This window comes from Xanthomonas sp. 10-10 (assembly GCF_040182365.1).
GTDB lineage: Bacteria > Pseudomonadota > Gammaproteobacteria > Xanthomonadales > Xanthomonadaceae > Xanthomonas > Xanthomonas arboricola_F.
Genome location: NZ_CP144460.1, coordinates 1,027,431 through 1,041,152 on the forward strand (window position 1 = coordinate 1,027,431; position 13,722 = coordinate 1,041,152).

Annotated in this window: 3 protein-coding genes; all 3 read left to right on the top strand. The window is 67.7% G+C overall.

Annotated elements, in window-relative coordinates:
- Positions 1-648: 648 nt before the first annotated feature.
- Positions 649-4,536, top strand: coding sequence for a YadA-like family protein (locus tag VZ068_RS04310; protein ID WP_349657648.1), 3,888 nt, complete (start codon positions 649-651; stop codon positions 4,534-4,536).
- A gap of 102 nt (positions 4,537-4,638) precedes the next feature.
- Entirely contained in the window at positions 4,639-6,516 is a 1,878-nt protein-coding gene (locus VZ068_RS04315; protein ID WP_349657013.1) for a S8 family peptidase, read from the top strand.
- A gap of 541 nt (positions 6,517-7,057) precedes the next feature.
- Entirely contained in the window at positions 7,058-13,558 is a 6,501-nt protein-coding gene (locus VZ068_RS04320; RefSeq protein WP_349657014.1) for an ESPR-type extended signal peptide-containing protein, read from the top strand.
- Positions 13,559-13,722 lie beyond the last annotated feature (164 nt).

Sequence of the window (13,722 nt, forward strand, 5' to 3'; positions counted from 1 at the left end):
GCGTGCGCGGTCACGTCATCGCAAGTGCGTGCATGGCTGTCTTGGTGTGACGGGCTGTGCCGCACATCGCACTGCGTCGGTGCTGTCGCCCGAAGACGCGTGCAATCCCCATGTGTTGGACGACTGCTGGCGCGTTCTGGTCAGTCTGGTCCTGCGTGGTGGTCGGTGGGGTTGCCCAGCCGGCAGCGTGTCCCACACCGGGCTGCAGCGCGGCGATCGACAAGCTGCGGCGCGTGATCAGGTGCGGCTGCGCAACCGCAACAAGGTTCCGTAAAAACCATAAGGTTTGCTTCGAGTAACTATCAAAAATGCTAGTTATTAGAATCGAAGGTAATTTTTTCTGTGTGCGTGATGCGATTCGCATTTAGTTATTCGGGTTTTCAATAAATTCATCGAGCGTTACGTATCCAGTACGCGTCGCTCGTCCGCTACGCACTCAACTGTCGCTTCTTTTCCGGGTGAATTCCGGTGAAGGAGAGCTGCTGCGCTCGATAAAACCTCAGGGGGACTGCGCGCCGATCAGGCGTGCGGTGGTCGGTTCTCACACGCCAGACCATAATGGGGAGTAAGTGTTTAATGAAGAATATCGAAAATGCCGAGGGGCAGTCGCCCTCCGGCAAGGCGACGCATTACCCGATTATCTCGAACATGCAGGCGCGGTGCCGCGTGCATGCACGCGGTGGCCTTGCCGCTGCCATCTGCATGGTGCTGGCGGGCGGTTCCATCGCGGTCGACGCAATGGCGCAGGCGCGCCATCCGGCCACGCAGTGCAGCGTGGTCGATGGTCAACGTCTGTGCGCGCAGTCACTGGCTGCCGCTGGTGCGTCGACGGGACTGGTTGCCGGTGCCGCAGCGCCGACCTCCATGGCCACCGCGTCGATGCCGACCGAAGACGATGCCGACCTGCCTCCCTTCGTCGACGGGCGCGACGCCATTGCGCTGGGGGCGGCAAGCAATGCGCTTGCCGATGGCGCCAGCGCGCTGGGAGCGGGCAGCCTGGCACTGGAGCGCGATGCCACGGCAGTGGGGCGCAATGCGGTGGCGATCGGTACCTCTGCGGTGGCGGTTGGCGGCGTTGCAACGGTGTACGACTACGACGAATTCGGCTTTGTCGTCGGCAGCAGCGAGCAGACCACCGAGGCCACCGGCGTCGCCTCCACCGCAATCGGTGGCGGTGCCAAGGCAGTCGACCCGCTGACGACGGCGGTCGGCACCGGCAGCATTGCCGCCGGTGTGCAGAGCACGGCGCTGGGCTATCACGCACGCACGTCGCAGGATGGTGCCACTGCCGTGGGCGGCCTGTCGCAGGTCTCCGGGTTTGGCGGTGCGGCGCTGGGCTACAGCGCCAACGCAAGCGCCGATTTCGCCACTGCAGTGGGTTTTGGCGCACGCGGTACCGGCATCAGCACGGTGGCAGTGGGCAACAGTTCGCTTGCCAGCGGTGCCGACAGCGTCGCCATCGGCGGCGCCAGCCAAAGCACGCAGAACGCGATCAATGCGGCGACCGGGCTTGGCGGCATCGCGCTCGGCGCAGGTGCGCAGAGTCAGTCCGATTACGCGATTGCGATCGGCTACAACGCCAATATCTTCCCCAATCGGCCGGGCAATACCGATGCGATCGCCATCGGGCATTCCGCCGGCGCGTTTTCGCCACGTGCGGTGTCGCTGGGTGGCGGGGCGCTGACGTCCGGCGACGGTGCGCTGGCGATTGGCTATGACGCAGCCAGCGTGACCGACAACAGCATCGCACTGGGCGCGCGTGCGGCCACCTCCTGGTTCAATGGCAACAATACCGCCATCGGTGCGGACGCGCAGACATATGGCGTGGATGCGCTGGCGATCGGCTACGGTGCGCGGGTAGGCAACCTGGTCGACGACGCCTGGAACCGCTCGGCCGCCAGCGCGGTGGCCTTGGGCGCGCATTCGTATGCGAACCGCAGCAACACGGTGTCGGTGGGCGATGTGCAGGCCGGATTGACCCGACAGATCACCAGTGTCGCCGCCGGCACCGAAGCAACCGACGCGGTGAACGTGGGCCAGCTCGATGGCGTGCGTGCAGTTGCCCTGCGTCTGGACAGCCAGCTGGCGTCGGCCAAGTCCGATGTGGACGAGCCGGCCGCATTTGCAGAGGGCAGCAACGCCATTGCGCTGGGCAGCGCCAGCAATGCGCTGGGCGAGGGCGCGAACGCCTTCGGCTCCGGGAGCGCGGCAGTCGGCCGCGATGCGGTGGCGGTTGGCCGCAATGCCAGCGCGTCGGATGCATCCGCCGTCGCGTTGGGCGGTGTGGCCAGTGTGCCGTTGTTCGATGCCAGCGGCTTCATCGTCGGTCAACAGGAGCGTGCGACCACCGCACAGGCGCGCGGTGCGCTGGCATTGGGTGGCGGTGCGCTTGCGATGCAGACGTTCGCCACGGCGGTCGGCACCGGTGCATCGGCAGTCGGCGCGCAGTCCACCGCAGTCGGCTTCGGCGCCCAGGCACGGGAAGACACCACGACGGCGCTCGGCGGCTTTTCGGCCGCACGTGGCGCTGCTTCGTCGGCGTTGGGCTTCAATGCGATCGCCGCAGGCAGGTTGACCACAGCGGTCGGTTTCGACGCGCTGAGCAACGGCGAAAGCAGCGTGGCCGTGGGCAGCAGCGCGGCAGCCTTCGGGGAGCGCAGCGTCACCATCGGCGGCTATTCGCTGATTAGCAACACGCTGCAGAACGCAGCCAGTTCGGGGGTGGGTGGTGTCGCCATCGGTGCCGGTGCGCGCAGCCAGGCCGATTACGCGATTGCGCTGGGCTACAACGCCAATGTCTTCGGTAACGACGACAACGTCGATGCGGTGGCCATCGGCCATAGCGCTGGCTCGTTCGGGCCACGCACGGTGTCGCTGGGCGCATCTGCGTCCGCGCAGGCCGAACAAGCGGTTGCCATCGGTTACGACGCGCGTGCCGCATCGACCAGAAGCATTGCCATCGGCAGCGGCGCCGATACCTCGATCTTCTACGGCGACAACATCGCCTTGGGCACCAATGCCAAGGCCGATGCGCCGGATGCGATTGCAATCGGGCGCGATGCCAGCGTCGGTGTATTCGTCGGCGAAGCGGGCAGTGCCGCAGTGGCCTTGGGGGTACAGGCGCGCGCACTGGGCAACAACAGCCTGGCGCTGGGCTACAACGCCTTTACCCGCGAGAGCGGTCGCAACGCGGTTGCTCTGGGAGCCAATGCCGGTGCCAGTGGTGCCGATTCGGTGGCGTTGGGCGCGGGCGCACGCAGCAGCGAGGTGAATGTGGTGTCGGTGGGTAACGGCAACGGCCGTGGCGGTCCGGCAACGCGTCGTCTCGTCAACGTCGGTGCCGGTGCGATCGCCGCCGGCAGCCTGGAGGCGATCAACGGTGGCCAGCTGTTCCAATCGTTGAGCAATGCGGCGAGCTTTCTCGGTGGCGGTGCGGCGATCGGCGCACAAGGTGTGTTCGTTGCGCCGACCTATGTGATTCAAGGCAGCAGTTACAGCAACGTGGGGGCTGCATTGACTGCGTTGGACAGCAAGGTCACCGAGCTGGATGCGCGTGCGGGGACTGCAACCGCATCGCGCGCGTCTGCAGCGCGCATGACGTCGGCAGGTGCGCGGTCTATGGGGGCGGGCGCTACAGGCGATGCGGTGGACGCTGTGCAATCCACATCCACCGCGGCCGCGCAGACGGCTGTTGTCGCTGCAGCTGGCGACACGGCGACACGCAGCCTTGGCTCAACCGATGGCGTGCAAGGCACCCCGACGGCGGCAGTGGTCGGCAGCATCACGCCGGCGGCAACCTCCACCGCAGTCGGTGCGTCGGCAGTGGCCAACCACGTGACCGGTACCGCGATCGGCGGTAGCGCCTACGCGCACGGCCCCAACGACACCGCGATCGGCAGCAATGCGCGCGTCAATGCCGACGGCAGCACGGCAGTGGGTGCCAATACGCAGATTGCGGCGGTGGCGACCAATGCGGTGGCGATGGGCGAGGGTGCGCAGGTCAGTGCGGCGTCCGGTACCGCGATCGGCCAGGGCGCACGCGCCAGTGCACAAGGTGCGGTGGCCTTGGGTCAGGGCTCGGTGGCCGATCGCGCCAACACGGTGTCGGTGGGCAGCGTCGGGGGCGAGCGGCAGGTGGCCAATGTGGCGGCCGGTACGCGTGCCACCGATGCGGTGAACAAGGGCCAGCTGGACAGCGGCGTCGCCGCGGCCAACAGCTACACCGACAGCCGCTACAGCGCGATGGCCGACAGCTTCGAAAGCTATCAGGGCGATATCGAAGACCGTCTGCGTCGGCAGAACCGTCGCCTGGATCGTCAGGGCGCGATGAGCTCGGCGATGTTGAACATGTCCGCCAGCGTGGCCGGTATCGCCTCGCAAAACCGCATCGGTGCCGGTGTCGGTTTCCAGAACGGCGAGTCGGCGTTGTCGGTGGGCTACCAGCGTGCGATCAGCCCGCGCGCCACGTTGACCGTGGGCGGTGCGCTGAGCGGCGATGACAGCTCGATCGGCGTGGGTGCCGGTTTCGGCTGGTAACCCTCAGCAATAGCCTGCGCGCTTGCATCCAAACGCGCGGCCTGACGCCGGGCTGCGCTCTCCCCGTCCTTGTCGTTGCATCCACCTTGAAGGAACTCCATCGTGATCCAGCACTTTTCTTCTCGCATCGTTGCACTCGTCTGCTGTGCATGTCTGCTATCCCTTGGCATCGGGGTGGCCGGCGCGGCAACACGCGATCCGGCAGCAGCTGGCGCGCAGCGTCGACAGGCCATGGCCGACGCGTCGGTCAGCAGAATCATCGTCAAATACCGCGCCGGGCGCGTGGCTACGCGCGATGTGGGGCGCAGTGCATCGATGACGATCACCGCTGCGGCAGCGCGTGCCTCGATCCGCCTGGCACCGGCTGCGCGTGCGGGCGGCACTGTGGCGCCTGCGTATCTGCGCACGCTGGCGGTGGGCGGTGCATTGATCAGGCTGCCCGCCCAGCTCGGTCGTGCCGATGCCGATCGGCTTGTGCAGGCATTGGCGGCCGATCCAGCAGTGGAATCTGCACAGGTCGATCGACGCATGTATCCGCTGCAAACCACCGTCGGCACTTTGCCCAACGACCCGCTGCTGCAGACCAACCAGTGGCATCTGCTCGACCCGGTGGGCGGCATCAATGTTGCCCCGGCCTGGAGCAGCACGCACGGCGAAGGCGTGGTGGTTGCCGTGCTCGATACCGGCATCCTGCCCAGCCATCCCGATCTGGCAGGCAACGTCCTGGCCGGCTATGACTTCATCACCGATGCGTTCGTCTCGCGGCGCGACAGCGATGCGCGCGCACCGGGCGGGCTGGATCGCGGCGACTGGGTCGAACAGGATGGCGATTGCGGCATTTTCTCGTTGGCTGCAGACAGCAGCTGGCACGGCACGCATGTGGCCGGCACGGTTGCCGAACTCACCAACAACGGAATCGGCGGAGCCGGCGTCGCCAACAAGGCGAAGATTCTTCCGGTGCGCGTCATCGGGCATTGCGGCGGCTATAGCTCGGACATCAGCGACGCCATCGTCTGGGCGTCCGGTGGGCATGTCGACGGTGTGCCGGACAACCGCGATCCTGCCGAAGTGATCAACCTGAGCCTGGGCGGCGGCGGGGCCTGCGATGCGGCGACCCAGTCAGCGATCAACGGTGCGGTATCGCGCGGCACCACGGTGGTGGTTGCCGCGGGCAACGAGGCCTCGGACGTGTCGACGTCCAGCCCCGCCAATTGCGCCAATGTGATCGCGGTGGCTGCCACGCGCGCGACCGGCGGGCTGACCGATTACAGCAATTTCGGCCGTCAGGTCGATCTGGCCGGGCCCGGCGGCAGCTCGCAGTTCTTTGCCACCGACGATGGCCCGATCCGCAGCTTCATCTGGCAGACGTTCTACACCGGCAAAACCACTCCGACCTCGGGGCAGTACACCTACGGCGGCAGCACGTTTGCCGGTACCTCGATGGCCTCGCCGCATGTGGCTGGCGTGGCGGCATTGGTGCAAAGCGCGTTGATTGCCGATGGCAAGGCGCCGCTGTCGCCGGCGGCACTGGAAAATCTGCTCAAGCGCAGCGCGCGGACGTTCCCGGTGCTGCCGCCTGCGGCAACCCCGGCCGGTACCGGCATCGTCGACGCGGGCGCGGCGGTCGCCCGCGCACTGCGGCGTTGCGATGCCGATGACCTGGGTTGCACGCTGGATGCCCAGACCTTGCGAAACGGCACGGTCCAGCGCGGCGTGTCCAATGTGGCCGGGGAGGCGGGCGTGTTCACCTTTCAGGCGTCCGCAGGCCAGGTGCTGAGCTTTCTCAGCTTCGGTGGCAGCGGCCAGGCGTCGCTGTACGTGGCGCTTGGGCGCGTCCCCAGTGCCGACGACAACGATGGCGCCTCCACGCGTAGCGGCACCAGCCAGACGGTGCGCTTTACCGCGCCGCGTGCAGGCACCTATGTGCTCAAACTGGAGGGGGCCAGCTTCGATGGCGTGAGTCTGCTGGCGCGCCAATGAGTCGACGCCTGGCAGCGGTGCCTGGCGTAGTCGTCATTTCCTTGGCGCAATTGCCTCCGGCGCCAACGCCGGCGAGCCAGCCAGGCAATTGTGGCCGGCTGGCGGTGGGCTGACCTGCCGTCTGACCCATTCCTGCTGCGTTTTTGCGCAACCAAGCCCGCTGGCGTCTCGCCAGCGGGCTTTTTTGTCCGTCATGGGCATGGCTATTCAGCTTCGAAATGTCTCGCGAGACATGATCTAGGTCGCTGTTTTCCAAACAATTATCAAAAATCTAATAAACGCAAGCAGAAGTGTGACGGAAAACACTCATATCTTCGCTTTCTGTCAAAAACTTGACGCCTGATTTGACGGCTGTTAACACTTTGCGCAGTTCTATGGTTGGGTAGCGTTCACTTTTTGACTACCTGGGGTGCAGGCGCAAGCCGCCCATCGCCGCAAGGCCCATAGCGCGCACAACCACGGGGAATCGCGTGGCCGAAAGGCCTTCCGAGGGTGGGCGCTCGCCAAAAACCAGTCCCAACAACTCAGGAGTCGTACGTCGATGAATCGGATTTATCGCAAGGTCTGGAACAAATCATTGGGCGTGTGGGCCGTGGCCTCGGAACTGGCCAGCGGTGACAGCCCCGGAGCCGTTGCTCCAGCCTCGCTCATCGACCGCCGCCAAAGCCTAGCACTGGCTGCCGCCATCACCCTGGCGCTCGGTGGCGCCGGATTGGCCACCCCGCTTCCCGCCAGCGCGCAATCGGTCGAAGTCGGCCGCGGCGCCTCCGCACCTGCCGCCAAGGCGACCGCCATCGGTGCCGGCAGCAAGGCCAGCGCCACCGGCGCCGTCGCCACCGGTGCCGACAGCAGCGCCAGCGGCGTGAACAGCAGCGCGATCGGTCGCCAGACCAACGCGATTGGCGAAAACGCCGTGGCCATCGGCTACAACAGTTTTGTGCGCCAGGCCGGCGTCAACGGCGTGGCGCTGGGCGCCAATGCCGGCGTCACCGGTGCCAACTCGGTTGCGCTGGGCGCAGGCTCGCGCACCCACGAAGACGACGTGGTGTCGGTCGGCAGCGGCAATGGGCGCGGTGGCCCTGCAACGCGCCGCATCACCAACGTCGGTGCCGGCATCAACGCCACCGATGCGGTCAACGTGGCGCAGCTGCGCGATGTGGCCGATGTGGCCGAAGACACCGCGCTGTTCTTCAAGGCAAGCCCGGGCGACGACAGCGTCGGCGCCTATGTCGAGGGCGACAGCGCATTGGCCGCAGGCAATGCCGCCAATGCCGTCGGTACTGCAACCACCGCGCTCGGCACCGGCGCCAATGCCGTGGCCGAGAACGCGACGGCCGTGGGTGCCAACGCACTCGCTTCCGGTCAGAACAGCGCAGCGTTCGGCCATAACGCCCAGGCCAATGGCCCGGCCAGCGTGGCCGTGGGCGGCGCTGCGGTCGACGCAGACGGCCAGCCGTTGGTCACCAACGGCGGGGTGCCGGTCACCACCGGTGCCACCAGTGCCGGTGTCGGCGGAACGGCGGTCGGCGCCAGCGCCAATGCCGATGGGTTCGCGGCGTCCTCGTTCGGCGTCGGCGCGTATGCCGCCGGTGCCCAGGCATCGGCATTCGGTGCGGTGGCCAACGCCGGTGGCGATTACGCCACTGCCGTCGGTACCCAGACCAGCGCCAGCGGCACCAGCAGCACCGCCGTGGGCGGTCCGGTGGATCTGATTCCCGGGTTGGGTTTCTTCGTGCAGACCCAGGCCAGTGGCGAGGCGTCCACTGCGCTGGGCGCCGGTGCGATCGCATCGGGCACCTACACCACCGCCGTCGGCACGCTGAGCGAGGCGTCGGGAACCGAAGCCACGGCGGTGGGCTACTTCGCCTATGCACCGGGCGAAGGCGCAACCGCAGTCGGTCCGGAGTCCTGGGCCAGCGGTGAGTTGAGCACGGCGCTGGGTTACTACAGCACCGCACGCGGCGCCAACTCGGTGGCGCTCGGCGCCAATTCGGTCGCCACGCGCGCCGATACCGTGTCGGTTGGCGCGGCCGGCGCAGAACGTCAGATCACCAGCGTCGCTGCCGGTACCGAAGGCACCGATGCGGTCAATCTCGATCAGCTCACCGCCGTTTCCGATGTCGCATCCACCACCGCGCGCACCTTCGTGGCCACCGGCGAGGGCGCTGCAATCGCCGAAGGCGTGGACAGCGTTGCGGCAGGTTCCAATGCGTCGGCGCTGGCCGATTACAGCACGGCGCTGGGGTCCAGCAGCATTGCATCGGACATCAACACCACGGCCGTTGGCAGCGGTGCAGTTGCGAACGTCAACAACGCCACGGCGGTGGGTTTCAACAGCATCGCCAGCGACCGCTACGCCACTGCGCTGGGCGCAGACAGCACCGCGTCGGGCTTCTACGGCACCGCGCTTGGCAGCACCAGCGTGGCCTTCGGTCGCGGCGCCACTGCGGTCGGTTTCGAAAGCATCGGCAACGGGCTTGAATCCACCGCATTGGGTTTTGCCAGCGTGGCGTTCGGCGACACCAGCACCTCGATCGGCGCGGAAAGCACCGCGTATGGCAGGGGCAGCGTCGCTGTCGGCATCACCTCGGCCGCAGGTGGCGATGCCTCGGTCGCAATCGGCGACACCGCCATCGTGCTGGGCAACGGTTCGGTTGCCGTCGGCGCATCGACGAGTGTATCGGCCGACAACAGCGTGGCGCTGGGTGCCAACTCGGTTGCCGACCGCGCCAACACGGTGTCGGTGGGCAGCGTGGATGGCCAGCGTCAGATCACCAATGTCGCTGCGGGTACTGAAGGCAGCGATGCGGTGAATCTGGATCAACTCAACGCAGTGGCCGGCACCGCCGAAACCACCGCGCGGCTGTATGCCGGGACCGGCGACGGCACTGCCGTCGCCCAGGGCGAAGATGCAACGGCGGCCGGTTCCAATGCTACTGCGGATGGCGATTACAGCAGCGCCTTCGGTGCCAGCAGCAATGCCACCGCGATCGGTGCAGTGGCCATCGGCAGCGGCGCCAGCGCAACGGCGCAGTACGCCAATGCCGCCGGTTACAACGCTGCAGCCAGCGGCTTCGGCAGTGTGTCCAACGGCGCCTTCAGTCAGGCCAGCGGCGACTATGCCGTGGCCGTGGGTGGCGAGAGCGAAGCAGCCGGCGCGCAGAGCACTGCACTGGGTGCAGCGGCCGGCGCATATGGCGATGGGTCGCTGGCGGTCGGCGCGCTGAGCGAGGCGCAGGGCAGCGAATCCACCGCGCTGGGCTACTTCGCCAGCGCCAGCGGCGAATCGGCCACGGCAATCGGCGCAGAAAGCGTCGCCGACGGCACCACCGCCGCGGCACTGGGCTTCGGCGCACAGGCGACGGCCAATTACGCCACTGCGGTCGGCGGTTATTCCACCGCGAGCGGTTTCAACAGCACCGCGCTAGGCAACTTCAGCACCGCCAGTGGCTCCAACACGCTTGCCGTGGGTAGCGACGCGACCGCCACTGGCGCCTACAGCGTTGCCGCCGGCCAGGGCAGTGTGGCCAGCGGCTACAACAGCGTGTCGGTCGGCGGCGCCTTGCTCGGCCTGTTGCCGACCGAAGCCTCCGGCGATTTCTCCACCGCCGTGGGTGGCGCCGCGTGGGCGCCGGGCCTCAACAGCACCGCGTTGGGCAACTTTGCCGAATCCACCGGCGAAAGCAGCGTGGCCCTGGGCGCCGACTCGGTCGCCGATCGCGACTTTGCGGTGTCGGTGGGCAGCGCCGGCAACGAGCGCCAGATCACCAACGTGGCGGCCGGTACCCAGGGCACCGATGCGGTGAACCTGGACCAGCTCAACGCGGTTGCCGAAGCCGGTGCAGCCACCAGCAAGTACTTCCAGGCCAGCGGCAGCGACGACAGCGATGCCGGCGCGTATGTCGAAGGCGATAACGCATTGGCCGCGGGCGAGGGCGCCAACGCCACCGGTACCGGCACCACTGCAATGGGCGCAGGTGCACAGGCGGTGGCCGACGCGGCCACCGCCGTCGGCTTGGATGCGCTGGCCAGCGGCGCCAGTGCCGCTGCGGTGGGCAACAACGCGCAGGCGTTGGCCGAAAACAGCAGCGCGTTCGGCAGCAATGCGCTGGCCGGCGATATCGGTGCCACCGCAAACGGCGCGGGTGCGCAGGCAAGTTCCACCTACACCACTGCGCTCGGCAGCGAGGCGGTGGCATCGGACAATCAGGCCACCGCCGCAGGTTTCCGCAGTGCGGCCTCCAACGTCGGCAGTGCGGCATTTGGCGGTTACAGCGAATCCAGCGGCCGGCTGTCGTCGGCCCTGGGTTACGGCGCGGTGGCGTCCAGCGATTACAGCACCGCCGTCGGCGCCGCATCGCTGGCTTCCGGTGCCAGCGCGGTGGCCGTGGGTGAGTTCAGCGAAGCCACCGGCGACGAAAGCGTTGCGGTCGGCGGCAGCACGTTCTTCGGCTTCATCCCGGCACGTGCCTCGGGAACCGGCGCGGCCGCCTTCGGTGCGGGTGCGTGGGCAACCGCCGACTACACCACCGCGATCGGCTGGAACTCGTATGCGGACGGCACCAATGCCACCGCATTGGGGCAGAGCGCTGCGGCGTTGGCCAACAACACGCTCGCACTGGGCGGCAACAGCCGCGCCGATGCGGTCGGCGCCAGCGTGATCGGCGTGGATGCGTCGGCCACCGGCGTCAACAGCACCGGTGTCGGCCGCCAGGTCAATGTGATCGGCGAAAACGCGGTCTCGGTGGGCTACAACTCGTTCGTTCGCCAGAGTGCGGTCAACGGCGTGGCCCTGGGTGCCAATGCCGGCGCAACCGGTGCCGATTCGGTGGCCTTGGGCTCGGGCTCGCGCACCTACGAAGCCGACACCGTGTCCATCGGTAGCGGCAACGGCCGCGGCGGTCCGGCGACGCGTCGCATCGTCAACGTCAGCGATGGCCAGGCGGCGACCGATGCGGTCAACAAGGGCCAGCTGGATGCGGTGTCGGCCGATGTGCAGAACACCAGCAGCAAGTTCAAGACCACCGGCGATGCAGTGGCCACCGCAACCGGCGAGCGCAGCACGGCTGCCGGCTCCGGCGCTGTCGCCACCGGCGCACGCAGCGTTGCCATTGCCTCCGGCAGCAGCGCCTCGGCAACCGGTGCCAGTGCGATGGGTGTGGACAGCAGCGCCAGTGGCGTGAACAGCACCGCGATGGGCCGTCAGACCAATTCCATCGGCGAAAACGGCGTGGCGCTGGGTTACAACTCCTTCGTGCGCGAAAGCGGCAGCAATGCAGTGGCCCTGGGTGCCAATGCCGGTGCCAGCGGTGCCGATTCGGTGGCCTTGGGCTCGGGCTCGCGCACCTACGATGCCAACACGGTGTCGGTGGGTAGCGGCAATGGCCGCGGCGGTCCGGCGACGCGTCGCATCGTCAATGTCAGCGACGGCCAGGCCGCCAGCGATGCCGTCAACAAGGGGCAGCTCGATGCCTTGGCGGCCGATGTGCAAACCACCAGTGGCATGGTCAAGACCACCGGCACCGGCGTGGCCGTGGCAACCGGTGATCGCGCCACCGCCGCAGGTGCCGGTGCCACTGCCAGCGGTGCACGCAGTGTCGCCATTGCCGCCGGCAGCAGCGCCAGCGGCGCAGGGGCCAGCGCGGTGGGCGTGGACAGCAGCGCCAGCGGCACGAACAGCACCGCGATGGGTCAGCAGACCAACGCCATCGGCGAGAAGAGCGTGGCGCTGGGCTACAACTCCTTTGTCCGCCAGAGTGCGGTCAACAGCGTCGCCTTGGGCGCCAATGCCGGCGCAACCGGCGCCGATTCGGTGGCGTTGGGCTCGGGTTCGCGCACCTACGAGGCCAACACGGTCTCGGTGGGCAGCGGCAATGGCCGCGGCGGTCCGGCCACGCGCCGCATCGTCAACGTGGGCGCCGGCGCGATCGCCGATGCCAGCCTTGACGCGATCAACGGCGGTCAGTTGTTCCAGTCGCTCAGCAATGCCGCCAGCTTCCTCGGCGGCGGCGCGGCGATCGGCGCGCAAGGCGTGTTCGTTGCGCCGACCTACGTGATTCAGGGCGCCAGCTACAACAACGTGGGCGCGGCATTGACCGCGCTGGATACCAAGGTCACCCAACTGGATGCACGTGGCGGCACTGCGGTTGCCAGCACCACGTCGCTGCGTACCGCCGCGGTGCCGGCTGTCGCTGCACCCGCTGCCAGCGATGCAGCAAGCAACGTCGGCACCGCCACCGCGACTGCCGGCGTGCAGGGCACCCCGACGGCGGCAGTGGTCGGCAGCATCACGCCGGCGGCAACCTCCACCGCAGTCGGTGCGTCGGCAGTGGCCAACCACGTGACCGGTACCGCGATCGGCGGTAGCGCCTACGCGCACGGCCCCAACGACACCGCGATCGGCAGCAATGCGCGCGTCAATGCCGACGGCAGCACGGCAGTGGGTGCCAATACGCAGATTGCGGCGGTGGCGACCAATGCGGTGGCGATGGGCGAGGGTGCGCAGGTCAGTGCGGCGTCCGGTACCGCGATCGGCCAGGGCGCACGCGCCAGTGCACAAGGTGCGGTGGCCTTGGGTCAGGGCTCGGTGGCCGATCGCGCCAACACGGTGTCGGTGGGCAGCGTCGGGGGCGAGCGGCAGGTGGCCAATGTGGCGGCCGGTACGCGTGCCACCGATGCGGTGAACAAGGGCCAGTTGGACAGCGGCGTCGCCGCGGCCAACAGCTACACCGACAGCCGCTACAGCGCGATGGCCGACAGCTTCGAAAGCTATCAGGGCGATATCGAAGACCGTCTGCGTCGGCAGAACCGTCGCCTGGATCGTCAGGGCGCGATGAGCTCGGCGATGTTGAACATGTCCGCCAGCGTGGCCGGTATCGCCTCGCAAAACCGCATCGGTGCCGGTGTCGGTTTCCAGAACGGCGAATCGGCGTTGTCGGTGGGCTACCAGCGTGCGATCAGCCCGCGCGCCACGTTGACCGTGGGCGGTGCGCTGAGCGGCGACGACAGCTCGATCGGCGTGGGTGCCGGTTTCGGCTGGTAACACGGGTTGCATCAAACGCGGCGGCGCCGAGCTGCGCCGCCGCGGTAAGGCCTGAGGGGGCGGGCAAGGACCGTGGCTAGGCCAGCCAACGGATTCGCATGGAGTGATGGCCGTACCAGGAGCGATCGATCAACTGCCGCAGGCCGGCTCACGGCTGCGCGGTG

Coding starts and splice junctions, on each gene's coding strand:
- VZ068_RS04310 (WP_349657648.1), top strand. CDS start 649: ATGCAGGCGCGGTGCCGCGTGCATGCACGCGGTGGCCTTGCCGCTGCC.
- VZ068_RS04320 (WP_349657014.1), top strand. CDS start 7,058: ATGAATCGGATTTATCGCAAGGTCTGGAACAAATCATTGGGCGTGTGG.